The 20,648-nt window shown below is 69.8% G+C and carries 15 protein-coding genes and 3 pseudogenes; 2 read left to right on the top strand and 16 right to left on the bottom strand.

The genetic code is table 11. The annotated features are described in order from the left end of the window. Positions 1 to 30: 30 nt before the first annotated feature. The 4 genes from HUX88_RS13580 to HUX88_RS13565 all read right to left on the bottom strand — a co-directional run bounded on the left by HUX88_RS13580 (position 31) and on the right by HUX88_RS13565 (position 4,452). Positions 31 to 648, bottom strand: coding sequence for an HAD hydrolase-like protein (locus tag HUX88_RS13580; protein ID WP_117015394.1), 618 nt, complete (start codon positions 646 to 648; stop codon positions 31 to 33). 7 nt (positions 649 to 655) lie between these two features. Beyond that, positions 656 to 1,657, bottom strand: coding sequence for a hypothetical protein (locus HUX88_RS13575; RefSeq protein WP_117015395.1), 1,002 nt, complete (start codon positions 1,655 to 1,657; stop codon positions 656 to 658). Positions 1,658 to 1,865: 208 nt separating this feature from the next. Then, the gene (locus tag HUX88_RS13570) at positions 1,866 to 2,483 is read right to left on the bottom strand and encodes a TetR/AcrR family transcriptional regulator (RefSeq protein ID WP_117015396.1); all 618 of its coding nucleotides are present in this window, start codon (positions 2,481 to 2,483) and stop codon (positions 1,866 to 1,868) included. Positions 2,484 to 2,583: 100 nt separating this feature from the next. After that, positions 2,584 to 4,452 (bottom strand): phosphoenolpyruvate carboxykinase (GTP), encoded by a 1,869-nt coding sequence (locus HUX88_RS13565; protein ID WP_117015397.1) that lies wholly within the window; start codon positions 4,450 to 4,452, stop codon positions 2,584 to 2,586. A 283-nt stretch (positions 4,453 to 4,735) separates the two neighbouring features. Between HUX88_RS13565 and HUX88_RS13560 the strand changes: the two genes are divergently transcribed. After that, a complete protein-coding gene (locus HUX88_RS13560) occupies positions 4,736 to 5,752 on the top strand; it encodes a D-2-hydroxyacid dehydrogenase family protein (RefSeq protein WP_176362101.1) in 1,017 nt (338 codons plus the stop codon). 59 nt (positions 5,753 to 5,811) lie between these two features. Here HUX88_RS13560 and HUX88_RS13555 read toward each other — a convergent pair whose 3' ends face one another. Next, positions 5,812 to 6,579: an L-asparaginase gene (locus HUX88_RS13555; RefSeq protein WP_176362100.1), complete on the bottom strand. Its 768-nt coding sequence runs from the start codon at positions 6,577 to 6,579 to the stop codon at positions 5,812 to 5,814. 128 nt (positions 6,580 to 6,707) lie between these two features. Here HUX88_RS13555 and HUX88_RS13550 point away from each other — a divergent pair, with 128 nt between their 5' ends. Next, positions 6,708 to 7,193: an asparaginase domain-containing protein gene (locus HUX88_RS13550; RefSeq protein ID WP_176362099.1), complete on the top strand. Its 486-nt coding sequence runs from the start codon at positions 6,708 to 6,710 to the stop codon at positions 7,191 to 7,193. Between the two features lie 26 nt (positions 7,194 to 7,219). Here HUX88_RS13550 and HUX88_RS13545 read toward each other — a convergent pair whose 3' ends face one another. The 11 genes and pseudogenes from HUX88_RS13545 to dinB all read right to left on the bottom strand — a co-directional run bounded on the left by HUX88_RS13545 (position 7,220) and on the right by dinB (position 20,606). Next, positions 7,220 to 10,432 (bottom strand): hypothetical protein, encoded by a 3,213-nt coding sequence (locus tag HUX88_RS13545; protein ID WP_176362098.1) that lies wholly within the window; start codon positions 10,430 to 10,432, stop codon positions 7,220 to 7,222. Between the two features lie 127 nt (positions 10,433 to 10,559). Further along, positions 10,560 to 13,241 carry a hypothetical protein gene (locus tag HUX88_RS32335; RefSeq protein ID WP_229219331.1) on the bottom strand — a complete coding sequence of 894 codons (2,682 nt, stop codon included), beginning with the start codon at positions 13,239 to 13,241 and terminating at the stop codon, positions 10,560 to 10,562. A 151-nt stretch (positions 13,242 to 13,392) separates the two neighbouring features. Then, positions 13,393 to 15,252: pseudogene (locus tag HUX88_RS32330) on the bottom strand (hypothetical protein); the annotation flags it as partial. A gap of 365 nt (positions 15,253 to 15,617) precedes the next feature. Further along, positions 15,618 to 15,821: a hypothetical protein gene (locus HUX88_RS32325; protein ID WP_229219330.1), complete on the bottom strand. Its 204-nt coding sequence runs from the start codon at positions 15,819 to 15,821 to the stop codon at positions 15,618 to 15,620. A gap of 142 nt (positions 15,822 to 15,963) precedes the next feature. Further along, a pseudogene (locus HUX88_RS32320) lies at positions 15,964 to 16,023 on the bottom strand (hypothetical protein); the annotation flags it as partial. Positions 16,024 to 16,114: 91 nt separating this feature from the next. After that, positions 16,115 to 16,189, bottom strand: a complete 75-nt coding sequence (locus HUX88_RS32315; RefSeq protein WP_229219341.1) for a hypothetical protein — start codon at positions 16,187 to 16,189, stop codon at positions 16,115 to 16,117. Positions 16,190 to 16,209: 20 nt separating this feature from the next. Continuing rightward, positions 16,210 to 16,260, bottom strand: a complete 51-nt coding sequence (locus HUX88_RS32310; protein WP_229219340.1) for a hypothetical protein — start codon at positions 16,258 to 16,260, stop codon at positions 16,210 to 16,212. 513 nt (positions 16,261 to 16,773) lie between these two features. Then, entirely contained in the window at positions 16,774 to 16,950 is a 177-nt protein-coding gene (locus HUX88_RS32305; protein WP_373886793.1) for a hypothetical protein, read from the bottom strand. Between the two features lie 241 nt (positions 16,951 to 17,191). Further along, a pseudogene (locus HUX88_RS32300) lies at positions 17,192 to 18,040 on the bottom strand (hypothetical protein); the annotation flags it as partial. A 436-nt stretch (positions 18,041 to 18,476) separates the two neighbouring features. Next, positions 18,477 to 19,373, bottom strand: coding sequence for a recombination-associated protein RdgC (locus tag HUX88_RS13535; RefSeq protein WP_117015403.1), 897 nt, complete (start codon positions 19,371 to 19,373; stop codon positions 18,477 to 18,479). 81 nt (positions 19,374 to 19,454) lie between these two features. Beyond that, the gene (gene dinB, locus HUX88_RS13530) at positions 19,455 to 20,606 is read right to left on the bottom strand and encodes a DNA polymerase IV (protein ID WP_176362097.1); all 1,152 of its coding nucleotides are present in this window, start codon (positions 20,604 to 20,606) and stop codon (positions 19,455 to 19,457) included. Between the last annotated feature and the right edge of the window lie 42 nt (positions 20,607 to 20,648).

The following is a 20,648-nucleotide window of genomic DNA, read 5'->3' as shown; positions in this document are numbered from 1 at the left end:
ACCGGGGTTTCGAAATTTAACAACGCCGGCCTAGGCGAGCAGTTCGTCCACTTGCCGGAACACGCGCGCCGGCCGCTCGGCGACCAGTGCCTCGATGTTGTTGAAGCCCCAGGCCACGGCGCCGAAGTCGATGCCGGCTTCGGCCGAGACCTTGGCGTCGCGGATCTCGTCGCCGATCATCAACGTGTGCTCGCGCGCCACGCCGGTGGCGGCCAGCACCTTGCGGATCTTGGGCAGCTTGCCGAACAGCGAGGCGCCGCATTCGAAACGGCAAAACAGCGCGGCCAGCTCCGGTCCCAGCACGTTGACCACGTTGTCGCGCGAGTTGGAGCTGACCACGGCCAGCAGCACACCGCGCGCCTTCAACGCGCGCAGCACCTCGGCCATGCCGTCGAACAGGCGGATGTCGGCCACGCTGCGCCCCATCGCCGAGCGCATGAAGGTGGCGATGGCCGGCACCTTCCACAGCGGGATCTCGTGCAGCGCCATCATCTGGCGGGCGTCGAGCTGCCGCAGCGCGTGCTGGCGGTCGCGGTCCATGCGCCGGAAGCCGTACTTGTCGGCGGCCTGGTCGAACACGTCGACGAACACCGGCAGGGTGTCGGCCAGCGTGCCGTCGAAATCGAAGATGATCAGTTGGCGATTCAAACCTGCGCTACGCAATCTCGAGGTCCGACAGCGGAAAGTCGCGATGGCCGGTGTGCAGTGGTTCGGCGCGGACTGGCGCGACCGGCGCGCCGGCGCCGCCGTCGCTCATGCGGCGCACCTTGTCCACCAGCGCCAGCGTGGCCGCCGGCGCATGCTCGCTTTCGAGGATGGCTTCCATGGTGCGCAACATGATCCAGGGATCGATGTCTTCGCGCCGTCCGGCCGCGTCCTCCGGCGCCACGGTCTTGACGCGGAAGTGGTATTGGCCCTGCTGCAGCTGGTGCTTGACCAGCGCGGTGATGTAGCCGGCGTCGGCGCGCGCGGCGCGCGGCTTGACCAGGTTGAAGGTCGGCAGCGCCTGGCGCGCTACGTCATGCAGCAAGGCGGCCTGCCAGATATCGTTGGGCAAGGTGGCGAAGACATGGCGCGGATCGTAGCGCTCGCGCATGCGCTCGAGCACATCGCGCGACAGCACCGCGCTGGCGCCGCTGACGAAGGTCAGGCCGTTGAAGGCTTCGGGCGCGTTGAGCCGGCCCAGCGGTCCGGCGTAACAGTTGGCGGCGTCGAGCTGATCTAGCACCGTGCACAGACCGCGGAAATCGATCACCGAGGTCACCGTGGTCTGGTACAGGAAGAACGGCCCTTCGCGGTTGCGCAGCACGTAGTCCTGCGCCAGCACCTGCCGGTAGATCCAGCGCGCGTTCTCGGATTGCGACCAGACCCCGCTGTTGCTGTAGCCGGCATCGCCCTGGAAGCCGTCGCCGATACCGACCAACAGGTCGCGGCCTTCGGAGACGACCTCGCCGCGCCTGAGCTTGCTCGACCAGCGCGGGAAAATGATTTCGACGCCGGGGAAGTGCGTCGCGTAAAACTCCCACAGCGCGCGGGCGCGCCGGAACACCGGCAGCTCGTCGCCATAGCCCATCATGACGACCAGGTCGGGACGTTGGGTTTGCTCGATGCGCGCCAGCAAGCGGGCCTGATCGCCCATGTCGGTTTTGATTTCCATCGGCCGATTGTAATCAAATTCGCAGGCTTAAAACAGCATAAAGTCGTCGTTGTTATTTGGCAGCGACCTGAGCGTGCGGCTGAAAGGCCGGCACAGCAGGTAGAGCGCGAGGGGCACCAGGAACAGGATGGTTTTCATAGCGGGCTCCGTTTTCGCACATGTGTGCGAAATTAGTTTCAAGAAAACCGCAGACGGGCTGCGGCAGGGTTTATTCCATGTCGTTGAAGCTTTTGTAGGTCGAGATCAACCGGCTGAAGGCGCGCTGCATGTGGCGCCTGGCCTGCTCGTCGCGCAGGAAACGGGTGTCGTGGATCAGCCCCACGATCAGGCTGTAGATTTCGTAGACCAGCTGGCCGGCGTCGGTGTCGGGCCGCAGGTGACCCAGCTCCATCGCCTGCAGGATGGTCTTGCGCAGCGCGGCGCGCCAGGCCGCCACGCCCTGCTGCAGGCGGTCGCGCAGCGGGCCGTCCTGGTCGTCGAACTCGAAGGCGCCGGCGCTGTACAGGCAGGCGTTGCGCAGGCTCTCGTCGCAGGCGCGCTGCGACCAGGCGCCGACGATGGCCAGCAGCCGCGGCAGCCCCTTGGGCTGCTGCAGCGCCGGCAGGAACACCTGCTGCGCAAAGCGGCGGTCATATTCGTCCAGCACGGCGGCCTGCAAGGTCTCCAGCGAGCCGACCCGCGAGAACACCCCGCTCTTGCTGATGCCGGTGCGCTTGGCCAGCTCGCCCAGCGACAGCTTGCCGATGCCCTCGGCCGCCGCCATGTCCAGCGCGGCGTCGATGATGGTGGCGAAGGTAGCTTCGCTTTTTGCGGTCAGGGTGTCCATGGACCGAACTTTAGCACACCTGTGCGAAATCGCAAGCAAAAAAATCCCCGTGTGCCATTGCATGCGCACACGGGGCTTTTTTCGGTCTCCTCCGGCCGGCTTATCGTGCCAGGCGCTTCTCCAACTCAGCCTTGACGGCGGTCAGTTCGGTCGGCAGATGGTAGGCCAGTTTGGCGAACAGTTCATCGTGCAGTTTCAATTCTTCGCGCCAGGCGTCCTTGTCGATCGAGGTGATCGTTTCGAACTCTTCCGGCGAGAACGGGATGCCGTCCCACTTCAGGTCGCCGAAGCGCGGGGTGGTGCCGAAGATGTTCTCGATGCCGCCCGCCTTGCCTTCGATGCGTTCCAGCATCCACTTCAGCACGCGCATGTTGTCGCCGAAACCAGGCCAGACGAAGTGGCCCTGCTCGTCGGTGCGGAACCAGTTCACGCAGTAGATCTTCGGCAGCGCGGCGGCGTTGAGCTTGCCCAGCTGCTCGCCCATGTTCAGCCAGTGCTGGAAGTAGTCGCTCATGTTGTAGCCCATGAACGGCAGCATCGCGAACGGATCGCGGCGCACCACGCCCATCTGGCCGGCGGCGGCGGCGGTGGTTTCCGAACCCATGGTCGCAGCCATGTACACGCCTTCGACCCAGTTGCGCGCCTCGGTCACCAGCGGCACGGTGGTCGAGCGGCGGCCGCCGAAGATGAAGGCCGAGATCGGCACGCCGGCCGGATCGTCCCAGGCCGGATCGATCACCGGGTTCTGGGTGGCGGCCACGGTGAAGCGGGCGTTCGGGTGGGCGGCCTTGGTGCCGGAGGCCGGCGTCCAGTCCTTGCCCTGCCAGTCGATCAGGTGCGCAGGCGCTTCCTTGGTCAGGCCTTCCCACCAGATGTCGCCGTCGTCGGTCAGCGCGACGTTGGTGAAGATGGTGTCCGAGCCCAGCGAGGCCATGCAGTTGGAGTTGGTGCGGGTGTTGGTGCCCGGCGCCACGCCGAAGTAGCCCGCTTCCGGGTTGATCGCGTACAGGCGGCCGTCGGCGCCCGGCTTGATCCAGGCGATGTCGTCGCCGATGGTGGTCACTTTCCAGCCGTCGAAGGTCGCCGGCGGGATCAGCATGGCGAAGTTGGTCTTGCCGCAGGCCGATGGGAAGGCGGCCGCGACGTAGTGCTTCTTGCCTTCCGGCGATTCGACGCCGAGGATCAGCATGTGTTCGGCCAGCCAGCCTTTGCCGTCGACGGCTGCGGCCTGGTGGCCCATGTTGGAGGCGATGCGCAGCGCGAAGCACTTCTTGCCCAGCAGCGCGTTGCCGCCGTAGCCGGAACCGTAGGACCAGATCTCGCGGGTCTCGGGGAAGTGCACGATGTATTTGGTGGCGTTGCACGGCCAGGCGACATCCTTCTGGCCGGCGGTCAGCGGCGCGCCGACGGTGTGCACGCACGGCACGAACTCGCCGTCGGTGCCCAGCACGTCGTACACGGCCTTGCCCATGCGGGTCATGATCCGCATGTTGACCGCGACATATGGCGAGTCCGACAGTTCGACGCCGATGTGGGCGATCGGCGAGCCCAGCGGGCCCATCGAGAACGGCACCACGTACATCGTGCGGCCGGCCATGCAGCCGTCGAACAGCGGGTTGAGCGTGGCGCGCATGTCGGCCGGGGCCATCCAGTTGTTGGTCGGGCCGGCTTCTTCCTTGCTGTTGGAGCAGATGAAGGTGCGGTCTTCCACGCGGGCGACGTCGGTCGGGTCGGAGCAGGCCAGGTAGGAATTCGGACGCAGTTCCTGGTTCAGCTTTTTCATGGTGCCGGCTGCCACCATCTCGCCGCACAGGCGGTCGTATTCTTCCTGCGTGCCGTCGCACCAGTAGATGCGCGCCGGCTTGGTCAGGGCGGCGATCTCGGCCACCCAGTTGATCAACTTTTGCTGCTTGATGTAAGCTGGGACGTTGAGCAGTGCTGCAACGCCACCCATGACGGGTTGATTCATACTACCTCCAATGCTAATTAAAATTCTGCGGTGCGGCAGGATCGTCGTCAGCTTTTGGCTTGCGCTCAGGGGCCCATTCGAAATGGGTCGGCGGGGTCACGGCGGTCTTGCGCGGCCCGGATTCATGATCGACAGGCCTGTTTTTTGAGGCGATTGTACACCCGTCAATAGCCGTTCCAGTCAAAAATGTAGGAGAATTAGTTGAGTAAAGTAGTAAGCTATTCAGGTTCTCTTGCAAGCCGTTATTTCCCTACGAAATTCCCTATAAGATCGGTTATCTCCCATGAAAATTGCGATTCTCGACGATTACCAGAATGCCACGGCCACGCTCGGATGCTTTGATTTATTGCGTGGACACGACGTTAAAGTGTTCAACAACTCGGCCCGCGGGCTGGGTCAGCTGGCCATCCGGCTGGCGCCGTTCGACGCGCTGGTGCTGATCCGCGAACGCACCGCCCTCAACCGCGCGCTGCTGGCCAAGCTGCCCAACCTCAAGCTCATTTCGCAGACCGGCAAGCTGGCCGGCCACGTCGACGTCGAGGCCGCCACCGAGCTGGGCATCGCGATCGCCGAGGGCGTCGGCTCGCCCACCGCGCCGGCCGAGCTGACCTGGGCGCTGATCATGGCGGCGGCGCGCAAGATCGTGCCCTACGCCGCCAATTTGAAGGACGGCTTGTGGCAGACCGCGTCCATCAATCCGCAGTTGAACGGGCTGGGCGTGGTGCTCAAGGGCCGCACGCTGGGCATCTGGGGCTATGGCAAGATCGGCCAGATGGTGGCCGGCTACGGCCGCGCCTTCGGCATGAAGGTGGTGGTGTGGGGCAGCCAGTCCAGCCGCGACAAGGCGGTGGCCGACGGCTACGCGGCGGCGGCCTCGCGCGAGGCGCTGTTCGGGGAATCGGATGTGCTGAGCCTGCACCTGCGGCTGCATCCGGACACGCGCGGCATCGTCACCGCCGAGGACCTGGCGCGCATGAAGCCGACCGCGCTGTTCGTCAACACCAGCCGCGCCGAGCTGGTGCAGCCGGACGCGCTGGAGCAGGCGCTGCCGCAGGGCCGGCCCGGCTACGCGGCGCTGGACGTGTTCCCGTCCGAGCCGCTGGCGGCCGACAGCCCGCTGCTGCGCATGCCGACCGTGCTGGCCACGCCGCACCTGGGCTATGTGGAGCGGGACAGCTACGAGCTGTATTTCCACCACGCGTTCCAGAACATCGTCGATTTCGCCGCCGGCGGCTGCGACAAGATCAACAACCCGGATTATGCGCAACACCGTCATTCCCGCGCAGGCGGGAATCCATAGGGCGCTAGCTGGTCTGCTCAGCATGGATTCCCGCCTGCGCGGGAATGACGGGGTAGGGGTCAATCCGCCTGCTCGGGCACTTCCGGCAGGCCGGTCAGGTTGATGCGCGGCGCGGGCATGGCGTGCACCTTGCTCCACAGCCCGGCCCAGCCGGGCGGCCAGGCGATGTCCGGCCCGGCGTACGGCGGCAGGGTGGCGCGCACCGGCACCACCGGCACCGGCGGCATGTCAAGCAGCGGGCCGCCGTCGGGCCGCTGCATGTCCAGGCTGTACATATAGCCCGGCAGCAGCGCGTCGCACACGTTGGCGAACCAGGCGGTGTGGTCCTCGTCGCGGCCCAGCGCCTGCGCCAGGCCCTGCGGGTCGAAGCGGGCCAGCGCGTGCACCAGCTCCTCGGTGGTGGCGCCGGGCGAGTCGCCCCAGCCCATCACCGGATTGACGTTGTAGTCCGCGCCCGAGCCGTACCAGCCCTCGCGCCACGAGCGCTGCATCCAGTCGCGCTGGCCGGTGAACAAATGCCAGCGCCAGTGCAGCCCGGACGGCTTGGGCCAGGAATACAGGTACAGCCGCTGGTAGCCGGCCTGGTGCAGCGCGCGCACCAGCGCCATCAGGCGCGCGTGCGGCATGCGGTCGGGCGGCGCGCGGCGGAACAGGATGGCCTCGCCGTCGGCGAACTGCACCTCGTCGGTGGACAGGTTCAGGTCCAGCGTCCGCGCCTCGCTGCCGAAACGGGCCGAGATCCAGCCGGTCAGCAGGTTGACCGACGTGATGACGCCGTAGCCGCGATGGCGGTGGAAAATGACGGTTCCGGGGGCAAGGGCTTTCATGGGATCGAAACGAACAAAGAAACCAGTGTAGACATAGTATGCCCAAGTTTCCAGCCCATGGCGGGACTCTTTTCAGCTTGCGGTTTGGGTTATGATGCAGATCATTTTAATCAGCTTGAGCTTTCATCATGACCCTGCGCATCCTCGCCACCGGCGGCACCTTCGACAAACACTACAACGAACTGAACGGCACCCTGGGCTTTGCCGACAGCCATGTGCCGGCCCTGCTGGCGCGCTGCCGCCTGACGGTGGACGTGGCGCTGGAACAGTTGCCGCTGATGGATTCGCTGGACATGGTGGACGCCGACCGCGCGCGCATCCTGGCCTCGTGCCGCGCCGCCAGCGAGAAGGCGATCGTCATCATCCACGGCACCGACACCATGCCGCAGACCGCCGCCGTGCTGGGCCCCGCCGGCCTGGGCCAGACCATCGTGCTGACCGGCGCCATGATTCCCTACGAAATCGCCAATTCCGACGCGATGTTCAACCTGGGCTTCGCGGCCGGCGTGGCGCAGACGCTGCCGCCCGGCGTGTACGTGGCCATGAACGGCAAGATCTTCGCGTGGGACAACGTGCAGAAAAACAAAGCGGCTGGAGTGTTCCAGCCGCTTTGAGGTAACACCGCAATCCGGAGCCGCGTTTATTTGCGCGGCGCCGCCAGCAAGTCCTTCGCTTCCGGCGACAGGCTAGCCACACGCAAGCCATCCGGCGCGGCCAGCATGCCGGCCCCCTCCTTCAACGGCCCCGGCATCGACAGCGCGGACGATTGCGCCGCCTGCGCCTGCTGCCCGGCGGCGCCGAAGGCCGCCAGCGCCTCCACCATGCCGCCCACCCGGGTGCGCAGCGTCGGCGACGCCTGCGCCGCCGGGTGCGGCAGCTTGGCCGCCGCCAGCGCGGCCAGCTGCGCCGTGCTCAGGCCGGCCGTCTGCGCGGTCGTGAACACCACCGCCTGCGCCGTCGTCAACGCGCCGATCTGCGTGGTCGACAGCGCCGCCAGCTGCGCGCTGCCCAGCGCCAGCAGGTCGCGCGTCTCGATCGCCGCCAGGTCGTCCGAACCCAGCGCCGCCAGCAGCGGCTTGCTCAGCGCGGCCACCTGGCTGGACGTCAGCGCCACCATCTGATCGGTGGTCAGCAGGTCGACGCCGGCCAGGTGCGCGGTCGGCAGCGCCGCGATCTGGCGCACCGACAACGAGGCGATCTGCGCCGTGCCGAACGCGTGCAACTGCTCCGGCACCAGCTGGGCGATCACGGCGGTGTTCAGGGCGCCGACCGCCGCCGTGGTCAAGGCCGCCAGGCCGTCGCTGCCCAGGCCGCGCAGCTGGGCCGCCACCAGCGCGGCCGCCTGCGCCGCGCTCAGCGCGCCCACCTGCGTGGTCGACCAGGCCGCCAGCTGCGTCGGGTTCAGGCTGGCGATCACCTGCGACGACAGCGCCGCCAGGTGGGCGGTGTCGATGGCCGCCACCTCGTCCTCCCGCAGCGCCTGGTACTGGCGCGAGCTCAGCACGCCGAACTGCGTGACCGACAGGCCGGCGAATTGTTCCAGCGTCAGGCCGGCCAGCGCGGCGGCGGTCAGCGCCGCCACCTGGCGCCCGGCCAGCGCGCCGATCTGGCGGCTGGTCAGGGCCGCCAGGTTGGCCGGCGACAGGCCGGCGATCACCGAGCTGTTCAGCGCGGCCAGGTCGCTCAGCTGCAGGTTGGCCACCACCTCGGCCGACAGCGCGGCGAATTGCGCGCTGCTCAGCATGGACGCCTGGGCGCCGGTGAACGCGTTGATCTGGTCGCTGCTCATCGCTTGCAGCTGGTCGGTGCGCAGGCCGGGGATGGCGGTGATGCGCAGCGCGGCGATCTCCGCCGTGTGCATCTGGGCCAGCACCTCGCCCGACAGCGCGGCGATGTGCTGGCTGCCCAGGCCGGACGCCTGGGCCGTGGTCAGGCCGAGGATCTGCTCGCTGCCCAGCACCGCCAGCTGGGCGGTGCTCAGGCCGTAGATGGCGGCCGCGCTCAGCGCCGCGAAGTCCTGCGACTCCAGCGCCGCCACCGCCGCCAGCGACAGCGCCGCCATCTGCGCGCCGCTCAGCGTGGCCGCCTGCGCGGTGGTCAGCGCGATGGCCTGCTCGACCGTCATGCCGGCCAGCGCGGCGGGCTTCAGCTGGGCGATCTGCGCCGTGCCGAGGGAGCCGATCTGATGCTCGGCGCCGCCCAGCGCGGCGAACTGCGCCGAGTTCAGCACGCCGAACATCGCCGCCGGCAGCGCAGCCAGCGCGGTGGGCGACAGCTCGGCCAGATGGGCGATCGACAGGCCGCCGGCCGCGGCCGGATTCAGCTTGGCCAGCTGCGCCGTGGCTAAGGCCTGGAACTGCTCGGCGCTCAGCGCGTTCAGGCTGGCCGAGCCGAGCGCCGCGACCTGGCGCGCCGTCAGCGCGGCGATGCGCTGCGCGTCCAGCACCGCCAGCAGGCGGGTCGACAGGCCGGCGACCGCGCCCTGGGCCAGCGCGGCCAGGTCGGCCGTCTCGATGGCGGCGAAGGCCGCGCCGTCGAGCGCGTTGATCTGGCTGCTCGTCAGCACCGCCACCTGCGCCGTGTTGAGCGCGGCGAACTGCTCGCCGTTGAGCGCGGCGATCTGGCGCGTCTTGAGGCCCGCGATGCTGGCCGCCTTCAGCGCCGCCAGGTCGGCGCCGTCGAGCTGGCCGATGGCCTGGGTGCTCAGCGCGCCGAGCTGGACCGCGTTCAGCGCGGCGGCCTGGGCGCTGGTCAATTGCGACGCTTGGTGCGCGCTCAGGCCGGTCAGCGCGGCGCTGCCCAGGGCCGCCACCTGGGCGGTCGAGAAGCGGCCGAAATCGCCGTCGTCGCCGGCGCCCAGCGCGGCCAGCTGGGCCGAGTTGAGCGCGGCCATCACGGCCACCCGCAGCGCGGCCAGGCTGTTGCCGTCCAGCGCCGCGATGTCGGCGGTCGACAGCACACCGAACTGGCGCGCGGTCAGCGTCTGCAACTGGGCGCTGGTCAGCGCGTGCAGCTGCTCGGCCTTGAGCGCGTGGATCTGCGCCGTGCTCAGCGCGCCGATCACGGCCGCGCCCAGCACCCGCAGGCGTTCGGCGTCGAGCGCCTGGATCTGGCCGGTGCCCAGCGCGGCCACCTGGCGGCTGTTCAGCGCGTGCAGCTGGTCCAGGCTCAGCGCCAGCAGCTGATCCACGCTCAGCACGCCGATCTGGCGCGAGGTCAGCGCGGCGAAGTCGGCCGTTTCAATCGCGCCCAGTTCGGTGGCGCTCAGTTGCCGCAGCAGGCCGGTGCCCAGCGCCGCCATCTGCTGGGTGGTGAAGGCGGCGATCTGGCCGGCGCTGAACAAGTCCTCGCCCTCCTTGCGCCGCAGCGGCAGGGCCGCCACCTGGCCGGGCTTGAGCGCGGCGATCTGGCCGGTGCCCAGCGCCTGGACCTGCTCCGGCCGCAGCGCGGCGATCACGGTGTTGGCCAGCAGGCTGACCTGCCTGGTGCGGATCGCCGCCAGCGCCTCGGACGACAGGCCGCCGATGCCCTTGGCGTTGAGCATGCCGGCCTGGGTGGCCGTCAGCGCCGCCAACTGTTCCGGCGCCAGCGCCGCCATGAAGGCGCTCGATTGCGAGACCGAGCCCAGGTTGTTGGCGCGCAGCGCCGCGAAGTCTTCCGGCCGCAGGGCGCCGACGCTGGCGGCCGGCATCGCCCCCAGCTGCGCGGCGCTCAGCACGCCGGCCTGGGCGGTGGTCATGGCCGCGATGTACTCCGTGCCAATGCGAGGGATGTCGGCGGTGGTGAGCCGGATGATCAGGCGCGTGCCGCCGGCGGCAAACTGCGCCGGGGTCAGGCTGCTGTCGAAGGTCATGTCGTTTCCTTTTTGATGAAGTGGTCCAGGCGCAAAGTTGGGGGAAGATGAAACATTGAGGAAATGCTATGCCCGCGCAGCAAAAAAAGCCCGCGCAATGCGGGCTTTCCCGAGGTGTCCAGGCGGGCTATTTGGGCACCGCCAGCACGCCGTGGCTGGCGCCGCTTTGCAGCGCCTTCAGGCGCAGCACATCGCTGTCGGCTTGGGCGCCGGCCGCGTCCTGGCCCAGCTCGCGCACCTGGCGCAGCACGTCGGCCATGCGCGCGGCGTTGGCCGCCAGCGCGCCGGCCTGCGGCTGGCCGAGATCCAGGCCGGCCGGCTGCCGCGCTTCGGCGCCGAACGCGGACAAGGCTTGCGCCAGGCCGCTGACCTGGGCGCTGACGCCCTGCTGGAACCAGACGTCGGCGGCCGCGTGTTGCCGGCCGTCGGCGGTGGTGTAGCTGGAGGTCAGGCCGACGATGTTGCCGTGGTCGACCGCCCCGCCCCGTTGCACGTCCAGGTTCAGGCTGGTGATGCGCAGGTCCGCCAGCGTCTTGAGCTCGCCGGCCTGGCTGACGCCGTCGGCGTTGGCGTCCACCCACACGCGCAGGTCGCCGTAGCCGGCGTCGAGCGCGTTGACCACGCCGTCGTGGTTGCTGTCCAGTTCGGCCAGCGCCTGGTAGCCGTTGTCGGCGGTGCCGCCGCCGGCCAGCCTGGTGGCCGAGCCGAACAGTTCGCTGCCGTCGTCGATGACGCCGTTGTGGTTGCGGTCCAGCGCCAGCAAGCCGTCGCCGTGGCCGACCCAGCCGGTGGCGCGCCGCTGTCCGCTGGCCGCCAGGTCGAACCGCACGCCCGCGTCCAGCCCCAGCGTGGTGATGCCGTTGCCGTCCAGGTCCAGCATCAGCGGCGTGACGAAGGTCATGGCGTCTCTCTGCGCTTGGCTGAAGGCGGCCCGCTGGGTGACGTCCAGGCCGTTGTACTGGGCCGAATTCATCGCATGGGTCTGCGTGGTGCTCAGCGCCGACAGCTGGCCCGGCAGCATCGCCTGCATCTGCGCCGGCGTCAGCGCGACGATCTGGCGCGTGCTCAGGCCGCGGATGTCGCGCGTCTCGATGGCGGCCAGGTTGGCCCCGGTCAGGTCGGCGATCATGGTGGTGCTCAGCGCGCCCAGCTGGGCCGACGACAGCGCCACGATCTGGTTCGAGGTGAACTGGTCGGTAGCGGCTGCGCTCGGCCGCAGGGCCGCCACCTGCGCCACGGTCAGCGCGGCGATCTGGGCGGTGTCCAGCGCCAGCAGCTGGTCGTTGCTCAGCGCGCCGATGGCGGCCGTGCTGAGCGCGGCGATGCCGGCGGTGGTGAGCATGCCCAGCGCGCCCGCCTGGATCTGCGACATGGTGGACGATCCCAGCGCGGCGAACTGCGCCGTGGTGAGCGCGCGCAACTGGGCGATGCTCAGGTTGGCCAGCAGATTGGCCTCGCGCGCGACGGCGTTGAACAGCAGCGGATTGATCGCGGCCAGATCGGCCGTGGTCAGCGCCGCCACCTGGCCGGCGTTCAGGATGCTCAGCTGCGTGCTGTTGAGCGCGGCCACCTGGGCCGTGTTCAGCGCGCCCAGCTGGCCGGCCGTCAGCGCCAGCACCTGCTGGGTCTTGAGGCCGGCGATGGCCGAGGTCTTCAGCGCGGCGACGTCGGCCGTTTCCAGCGCCGCCACCACCGTCAGCTGCAGGCCGCTGAGCTGGGCGCTGCTCAGCGTCGCGGCCTGGGCCGTGGTCAGCGCCGCCGCCTGGGCCGCGCTCAGGCCCTGCAGCGCGCTGCTGCGCAGGGCGGCGATCTGCGCCGTGCTCAGCAAGGAGACCAGTTGCGGATCGCTGCCGAGCACGGTCATCTGCGCGGCCGTCAGCCCGGCCAGCGCCGACGTGCTCAGCGCGGTCAGGTTGGCCGAGCGGATCGCCGCCACGTCGTCCGCCGACAGGCGGGCCAGCTGCTGCGACGCCAGCGCGTGGATCTGCGCCGAGTTGAAGCCGGCGATCTGTTGCGTGCCCAGGCCGTCGATCTGGGCGCTGCGCAGCGAGGCCACCTGGGCCGTCGTCAGGCCGGCCATCTGGGCCGAGCCGAGCGCGCCGAGGTCGTCGCCGGACAAGCCGCCCAGCGCCGCGGTGCTCAGCGCGCCGAGCGCGGCGCTGCGCAGGCCGGTCAGCGCGTCCGAACTCAACGCGGCCACCTGGGCGCTGTTCAACACGCCGGCCTGGGCCGTGGTGAGCGCCGCCAGCTGGCCGCTGCCCAGCACGGCCGCCTGGGCCGTCTTGAGGCCGGCGATGGCGGCGGTGCGCAGGGCCGTCACGTCGCCCGCCGCCATGCGCGCCATCAGCGTCGGCGACAGCGCCCCCAGCTGCGCGCTGCCGAGCGCGCCCGCCTGGGCCGTGGTCAGCAGCAGCATCTGGGTGGTGGTCATGCCTTGCAGCGCGGCCGTGCCCATGGCCGCCACCTGCGCCGTGGTCAGCGTGCCGAACAGGCCGGGGAAGCCGTTCGCGTCGGTGCCGAGCGCGGCCAGTTGTTCCGGACGCAGGCTGGCGATGGCCGCCGTGCCGAGCGCCATCACATGCAGCATGTCGAAGGCGCCGAAGTCGGCCACCGACAGGCCGGCCACCTGGCGCGAGCCGAGCGCGCCGATCTGCGCCAGCGTCAGGCCGCCCAGCTGGGCGCTGCCGAGGGCGGCGATCTGCTGGCTCTGCAACGCCGCCACCTGGCGCGTGCCCAGGCTGTTGAGCTGGGCCTGGCTCAGGTTGGACAGCAGCGCCGCGTCCAGGCCGGCCAGCGCCTGCAGGCTCATGGCGGCCAGGTTGGTGGTGGACAGGCCGACCAGGGTCTGACTGCTCAGGGCGCCGATCTGCGCGCTGCTCAGGGCGCCGAACTGCGCGGTCGTGAGCGCGCCCGGGCTGGGCGCTGCCGAGCGCGGCCAGCTGCGTGCTGCCGAGGCCCGCGAGGGCGGCGGTCTTCAACGCGGCCAGGTCGGCCGCCTCCAGCGCCGCGACCTGCGGCGCCGACAAGGCCGCCACCTGCTGGCTCGACAGCGCCGCCGCCTGCGCCGTGCTCAGCGCAACGATCTGGCGCGTGCTCAGGCCGGCCAGGCCGGTGCTGCGCAGGGCGGCGATCTGCGCCGTCGTCAAGACATCGATATGGCTGGCGCCGGCCGCGTCGTTGGCCAGCGCGGCCACCTGGTCGGAGCCGAGCGCGGCGATCGCGGCGGTCTTCAGCGCGGCCAGGTCGGCGCTTTCCAGCGCGGCGATCTGCGCGGTGCCGAGCGCGGCCAGCTGGCCGCTGCCCAGCGCGGCGGCCTGGCCGGTGGTCAGGGCGATCAGCTGGGCGCTGCCCAGGCCGGCCAGCGCGGCCGTGCTCATCGCGGCGATCTGCGCGGTCCGCAGCGAGGCGAACTGGGCGCTGGCGGCGCCGCCGCCCAGCGCGGCCAGCTGGGCCGAATTCAGCGCCGCGATGATGGCCGTGCTCAGGCCGGGGATGCCGCGGCTGTCGAGCGCGGCCAGGTCGGCGGTCGACAGGCCGGCCAGCTGGCGCGTGCCGAGCGCGGCCAGCTGCGCCGAGCTGAAGGCGACCATCTGCTGGCTGCCCAGCGCGGCGATCTGGTCGCTGCTGAGCGCCGCCACCTGCTGCGATTTCAAGGCCGCCAGCTGGGCCGGCATCAGTTGCGCGATCAGCGCGGTGCTCAACGCGCCGATCGCGGCCGTGGTCAGGCCCGACAGGTTGGCGGTCGACAGTCCCGCCAGCGTCTGGCTGGACAAGGCGCCCAGCTGCAGGCTGCTCAGCGCGGCCAGCTGCTGGCTGGTCAGCGCGGTCAGCTGGGCCGCGGTCAGCGCCCGCATCTGGTCGGCCGACAGGCCGGTCAGCGCGGCGGTGCGCAGGGCGGTCACGTCGGCCGCCTCCAGCGCGACGATGCCGTTGGTGTCCAGGCTGGCGATCTGCGCGCTGCCGGGCGCGGCCGCCTGGGCCGTGCTGAGGGCGGCGATCTGGCGCGTGCTGAGGCCGGCGAAGACGGCGCCGCGCAGCGAGGCGATCTGCTGCGTGGACAGCAGGTCGATATGGCTGGCGCCGGCCGCGTCGTTGCCCAGCTGGGCCAGCTGGGCCGGGTCAGCGCGGCCAGCGCGGCGGTTTTCAGGCCGATCAGCGCGGCCGGATCGAGCGCGTCCACGGCGGCCGTGGACTAGCGCGCCGATCTGGCGCGAACCGAAGGCGCCCAACTGGGCCGAGGTCAGCGCGGCCAGTTGCAGCATGCTCAGGCCGGCCAGCTGGTCGGTGTTCAGCGCGGCGATCTGGCGCGTGGCCAGCGCCGCCACCTGCGCGGTGCTCAGGCCGCCCAGCACGGCGGCCGGCAGCGCGGCGATCACCGCCGTGCCCAGCGCGCCGATGTCGTTGGTCTGCAGGCCGGCGATGGCGGACGACCGCAGCGCCAGGATCTGGCCGCTGTTCAGGGCGGCCACCTGGGCGCTGGTCAACGCGGTCACCTGGTCGCTGTTGAGCGCGGCCATTTGCTGGGCGCTCAGGCCGGCCAGCGCGGCGGTCTTGAGCGCGGCCAGGTCGGCCGTCTCCAGCGCGGCGATATCGTTGGTGGACAGCGCGGCCAGCTGGGCGCTGGTCAGCGCCGCCGCCTGCGCGGTGCTCAGCGCGACGGTCTGGGCGCTGGTCAGGCCGGCCAGCGCGGCCGGGCGCAGCACGGCCACCTGCGCGGTGCCGAGCGTGCCGAACAGGCTGCCGGACGGATCGTTGGCCAGCGCGGCCAGCTGGTCGGCGCGCAGCGCGGACAGCGCCGAGCTGCCCAGCGCCGGCAGCACGGCGGCGTTCAGCGCGGCCACGTCGGCGCTCGACAGGCCGGCGATGTTGCGCGAGCTCAGGCCGAGGATCTGCTGCGCGCCCAGGCCGGCGACCTGCGCCGTGCGCAGCGCGGCCAGCTGGTCGCTCGACAGCACGGCGAACTGGCGCGAGGTCAGGCTGGACAATTGCAGCGCGCTCAGGTTGGCCACCGACGCCGGATTGAGCGCGGCGATGTAGGCGGTGCCGAGCGCGGCCAGGTTGGCGCTGGAAGCCGGCGATGGTGTCGGACGACAGCGCGCCCAGCTGCGCGGTGTTCATGGCGAGGTTGCGCCATCGTCAGCGCGGCCAGCTGGCTGCTCGACAGCACGCCGACCTGGAGCCGCGCTCAGGCCGGCGATGGCGGCGGTGCGGATCGCGGCCAGGTCCAGCGGTTCCAGGGCGGCGATGGCTGCGTGCTCAGCGCGTGCAGCTGGGCGCTGCCCAGGGCGGCGACCTGGCCGGCCGTCAGCGCGACGGTCTCGGCGGTGGTCAGGCCGGCCAGCGCGGCGCTGCGCAGCGCGGCGATCTGCGCCGTGGTCAGCAGTTGCACCGGGCCCAGCGCGGGCCAGCTGGTCGGAACCCAGCGCGGCGATCGCGGCGGTGCGCAGCGACGACAGGGTGGCCGAGCCGAGGTCGGCGATTTCCGTGGTCGACAAGCTGCCGAACTGCTGCGAGCTGAACGCGCCGACCTGGGCGGCGTTCAGGCTGTGGATCTGCGCGCTGCTGAGCGCGTTCAGTTGCGCGGTGCTCAGCGCGGCGATCTGGCTCGTGCCCAGGCCCGACAGCTGGCCGTGGTCAGGTTGGCGAAGCCGGCGGTGCCGAGCACGCCGATCGCGCCCGGATTCAGCGCCCCAGGTCGCCGGTGTCGAGGCCGGCCAAGCCGTCGGTGCTCAACGCGCCGAACTGGCGGCTGCTCAGCGCGGCGATCTGCGCGGTGGTCAGCGCCGCACCTGCGCGCTGCTCAGCGTGGCGATCTGCTGGGTCGTCAGCGCGGCGATGGCGGAGGGTTTTCAGGAACGGGATATCGTTCGTGGTGAACCAGAAAATTTGTTCCGTGGACAGGCTGCTCGAATTGCGTCGCGCTCAGGGCGCCCGCCTGCGCGGTGGTGAGCACGCTCAAAGCGCCACCAGTCAAGCGCGGTCAGGGCTGTCGTGCGCAAGGCGGCGATCTGCGCGGTGGTGACGTTGGTGAAGCCATGCCGAGACTGATGCCGCCCAACTGCGCCGACGACAGCGCGGCGAAGATCGTGGTGCTCAACGCTGCCCCATGGTGCCAGTCGTAACCGAACACTTCGGCGAGATCGCCCGGCGTCACCGCCGTGAGCTGGGTCGTAGTGAGCGCGCTGAGCTGGGTCGTACCCAGGCATCCAAGTTCCCCGATGCCACCGCCCCGATCTGGTCCGTCGTGAGTGCGGCGAATTGGCGTGAACTCAAACTGTAGAGTTGGTCCGTTGTGAGGAGGGCGACCACAGCTGGGCTCAGCGCGGCGATGGCGGCCGGACTCAGGCAGCCACGTTGGCCGCTGGCAGGTAGCCGATCGCATCGCTCGACAGCGCGCCCATCTGCCTGCTGCTGAGCGCAGAGAACTGCGCGGAAGTCAGCGTGCGCAGCTGGTCGCTGCTCAGCGCCACCATCTGCTGCGTGGTCAATCCGGCGATGGCCGCGGTCTTGAGCGCCACCAGGTCGGCCGTGCCGAGCGCGGCGATCGTCGATCGCCAGGCTGCCCAGCTGCGCGCTGCTCAAGGCGCTGGCCTGGGCGGTCGACATCTGCGCGACCTGCGCCGTGCCCATCCCGGCCAGCGCGGCCGCCCGCAGCGCGGCGATCTGCGCCGTGCCCAGCATGCCGAACAGGCTGCCGTTGGCGCCGCCCAGCAGCGCCAGCTGGTCGGAAGCCAGCGCGCCGGCGGCCGCCACACTCAGCGCCTTGATGGCGGCGCTGCCGAGGGCGGCCACGTCGTCGGTCGACAAGCCGGCCACCTGGCGCGAACCGAGCGCGCCGATCTGCGCCGTGCTCAGCGCCTGCACCTGGGTGCTGCTCAGCGCGGCGATCTGCGCGCTGCCCAGCGCGGCGATGTGGCGGGTGCCGAAGCCGCCGAGCTGCGCCGTGCTCAGCGCGGCCAGCAGCGCCGCGTTCAACTGCGGCACGACGGACGGATTCAGGGCGCCCAGGTCGGCGGCCGGCAAGCCGGCCAGCGCGTCGGTGGACAGCGCGCCGATCTGCGCGCTGCCGAGCGCGGCGAAATCGGCCGTGGTCAACGCGCCCAGCTGGCTGCTGCCCAGCGCCGCCAATTGGCGGGTGGTCAGCGCGGCGACGGCGGCGCTTTTCAGCGCGGCGACATCGGCCGTTTCCATGCCGGCGATGGCGTCGGTGGACAGGGCGTTCAATTGCGCGCCGCTCAGCGCGGCGGCCTGCGCGGTGCCGAGCGCGGCCACCTGGGCGGCGCTGAGCGCGGCCAGCTGCGACGAGCTCAACCCGGCGATCGCCTGCGTGCCGAGCGCGGCGATGCCGCGCGTGCCGATGGCGACGATTTCATCGGCCGTCAACGTCGCCAGCTGGCGTGTGCTCAGGGCGCCCAGCTGGCCGGTGCTCATCAGGGCCACCTGGCCGGACGACAGGCTGGCGATATTGGCCACGCTCAGCGCGGCCACGTCGGCCGTTTCAAACGCGGCGATGGCGTCGGTGCTCAGATAGCTGAAGGCCCGGGTGCCCAGCGCGGCCACCTGGGCGGTGGTCAGCGCGGCGACCTGGGCGCTGGTCAGCGCGCCCATGAAGCCCGACGGCAGCGCGCCCACCGCGTTCAGCGTGGCCGCCTTGATGGCGGCCAGGTCGCGCGTGGTCAGCACCGCGACGTTGCTGGTGGCCAGCCAGGACAGCTGGGAGCTGCTCATCGCGGCAAGGTGGTCGGTGCGCAGCGCCGGCACCTGGAGCGAACTCAACGCGACGATGTCCTCGCTGGTCCACGACAACACATCCTGCGTGCTCAGGGCATTGGCGATCTGGTCGGTGGACAGTATGGGGACGAGGGTGCTCATCGCGTGTTCCTTATTTGATAACACCTTTCACTATAGCAGAATTCGCTCTAATTTCTACAAAGCAACGAATTTATTTTACTGATTTTTATCAAAAATTACATGAAAAATGCCGCAAAATCAAAGACTTTGCGGCATCCTTAACCAACAGGCAACGGCTTGTGTGGCGCGGCGGTCAGGCCTTGGCTTCGCCGCCCAGCGCCTCGACCACGTCGGCCATCAGCTTGGCCAGTTCGCCGGTCATCAGCATGAAGTCGCCGTCGAAGCGTTCCTCGTCGTTGCGGGTGCTCGATTCCTTTTCCGCGATCACGTCCAGCGGCTTGATGCCCTTGATCGCCAGCGACTCGGTCAGCACGAAGGAGATCTTGCTGTCCCAGGTCATGGCCAGGCGGGTGCACTGCTTGCCGGCCGCGATGTGGCGGCGCACCTCGTCCGCCTCCAGCGTGTGGCGCACATAGCGCACCGCCGCCTTGCTCTCGCCGGTGGCGCGCAGCTCGGTGTCCATGTCGACCGTGAAGCCGGCCGGCGCGTCGTCGGCCTGCAGCCACTCGGTCATCACGCCCACCGGCGAGCGCTGCACGCGCAGGCTTTCCAGCGGCAGCTTGTCGACCGCCTTGAGCAGCAGCTTGATCACTTCGTCGGCCTTGGCCGGGCTGGCCGCGTCCACCACCAGCCAGCCGTTGACCGGGTCGATCCAGGTCCAGACGTTGCTGCGGATCGAGAAGGCGCGCGGCAGCAGCTCGTCGGCCACGCGTTCCTTGAGTTCCTTCATCGCCTTCTTGCCGGGGGCGAAGCCTTGCGCCTCTTCCATCTCGGCGGCGCGCGCCTTGGCGACCTGGTTGATGACGGTGTTGGGCAGCAGCTTCTTCTCGGTGCCCAGCAGGATCAGCATTTGTTTGTTGACCACGTGCACCAGGCCGCCGTTCGGGCGGGGACGGTCCCAGCCCTGGCGCAACAGTTCATTGCTGCTGGCCGGGACGAAGGAGTGCGGCTCCAGCGCCGCTTCCAGTTGTTCGGGGGTAAAGGCCCAAGGGGCCGGCAGACGGTAAATCTGTAGATTCTTGAACCACATGTGTTGAGCCTTGTTTCAGTAATGCCAGGGGAGCGCCATTTTACACGGTGATGGCGGCGCCGGACCGAATCTGTTGCTTGCCTAGGCGAACAATTCGCCTTGCCGGGGCACAGCCATCTGCGCGGCTGTGCCGGGCGGCTCCAGCGTGCTGGCGCGCACGCCCAGCAGGCGCAGCCGGCGTTGCAGCGGCACCCGTTTCAGGCATTCGCGCGCGGCCTGCAGGATGCCGGCCGCGTCCGCCACGGGCTGCGGCAACGTGACGTTGCGGCTGACGATCTGGAAGTCGTCGAAGCGCAGCTTGATGCTGATGGTGCGGCTGACGTAGCCCTTGCGCTTGAGGTCTTCCGCCAGCCGGTCGCACAGCTTGGTCAGGATGGACGACAGCGCGCCCCGATCCTGGCGCGCGTGCAGGTCGCGCTCGAAGGTGGTCTCGCGGCTGATCGACTTGCTCTCCGAGCTGGTGGAGATGGCGCGGTGGTCGATGCCGCGCGCGGCGTCGGCCAGCCAGGCCGAATAGTGGGCGCCGAAATGGTCCTGCAGCAGGCCGGCGTCGGCCGCCGCCAGCTGGCCGATGGTGTCTATGCCCAGCGCCGCCAGCTTCTCGGTGGCCTTGGGGCCGATGCCGTTGATCTTGCGCACGCCCAGCGGCCAGATGCGCGCCGGGATGTCCTCGTGGCCCAGCACGGTCAGGCCGTCCGGCTTTTCCAGGTCCGAGCAGATCTTCGACAGCAGCTTGTTGGGCGTCACGCCGATCGAGCACGACAGTCCGGTGGCGTCGCGCACGGCCTGCTTGATGCGCTGCGCCAGCTCGCGCGTCTCGCCCTCCACATGGGTCAGGTCGATGTAGATCTCGTCGATGCCCCGGTCCTCGAAATCCGGCGCGATGGCGGCCACGGCGTTCTTGAACAGGCGCGACATCTGGCGGTAGGCGTCGAAATTGACCGGCAGCAGGATGGCGTCCGGCGCCAGCTTGGCCGCCTTCATCATGCCCATGGCCGAGCCCACGCCGAGCGCGCGCGCCTCGTAGGTGGCGGTGGTGATGACGCCGCGTCCGACATAGTCGCGCAGCCGCGAAAAGGTGTGGCTGCCGTCCGCCTGCAACACCGGCTGGGCGTCGCGCCCGCCGCCGATCACCACCGGCAGGCCGCGCAGCTCGGGATAGCGCAGCAGCTCGACGGACGCATAAAACGCGTCCATGTCGAGGTGGGCGATGCGGCGCTGGTCTTCAACCATGATGCGGGGAAAATTACTGTGAATGCATACAGTATTCACTAA

The sequence above is a fragment of the Duganella sp. BJB1802 genome, assembly GCF_013369445.1.
In the GTDB taxonomy this organism is placed as follows: domain Bacteria; phylum Pseudomonadota; class Gammaproteobacteria; order Burkholderiales; family Burkholderiaceae_D; genus Rugamonas; species Rugamonas vulcania_A.
Note: the sequence above shows the minus strand (reverse complement) of the source record. Positions and strands in the feature narration are given on the sequence as shown.

Coding starts and splice junctions, on each gene's coding strand:
- HUX88_RS13575 (WP_117015395.1), bottom strand. CDS start 1,657: ATGGAAATCAAAACCGACATGGGCGATCAGGCCCGCTTGCTGGCGCGC.
- HUX88_RS13570 (WP_117015396.1), bottom strand. CDS start 2,483: ATGGACACCCTGACCGCAAAAAGCGAAGCTACCTTCGCCACCATCATC.
- HUX88_RS13565 (WP_117015397.1), bottom strand. CDS start 4,452: ATGAATCAACCCGTCATGGGTGGCGTTGCAGCACTGCTCAACGTCCCA.
- HUX88_RS13560 (WP_176362101.1), top strand. CDS start 4,736: ATGAAAATTGCGATTCTCGACGATTACCAGAATGCCACGGCCACGCTC.
- HUX88_RS13555 (WP_176362100.1), bottom strand. CDS start 6,579: ATGAAAGCCCTTGCCCCCGGAACCGTCATTTTCCACCGCCATCGCGGC.
- HUX88_RS13550 (WP_176362099.1), top strand. CDS start 6,708: ATGACCCTGCGCATCCTCGCCACCGGCGGCACCTTCGACAAACACTAC.
- HUX88_RS13545 (WP_176362098.1), bottom strand. CDS start 10,432: ATGACCTTCGACAGCAGCCTGACCCCGGCGCAGTTTGCCGCCGGCGGC.
- HUX88_RS32335 (WP_229219331.1), bottom strand. CDS start 13,241: ATGAGCCTGCAGGCGCTGGCCGGCCTGGACGCGGCGCTGCTGTCCAAC.
- HUX88_RS13535 (WP_117015403.1), bottom strand. CDS start 19,373: ATGTGGTTCAAGAATCTACAGATTTACCGTCTGCCGGCCCCTTGGGCC.
- dinB (WP_176362097.1), bottom strand. CDS start 20,606: ATGGTTGAAGACCAGCGCCGCATCGCCCACCTCGACATGGACGCGTTT.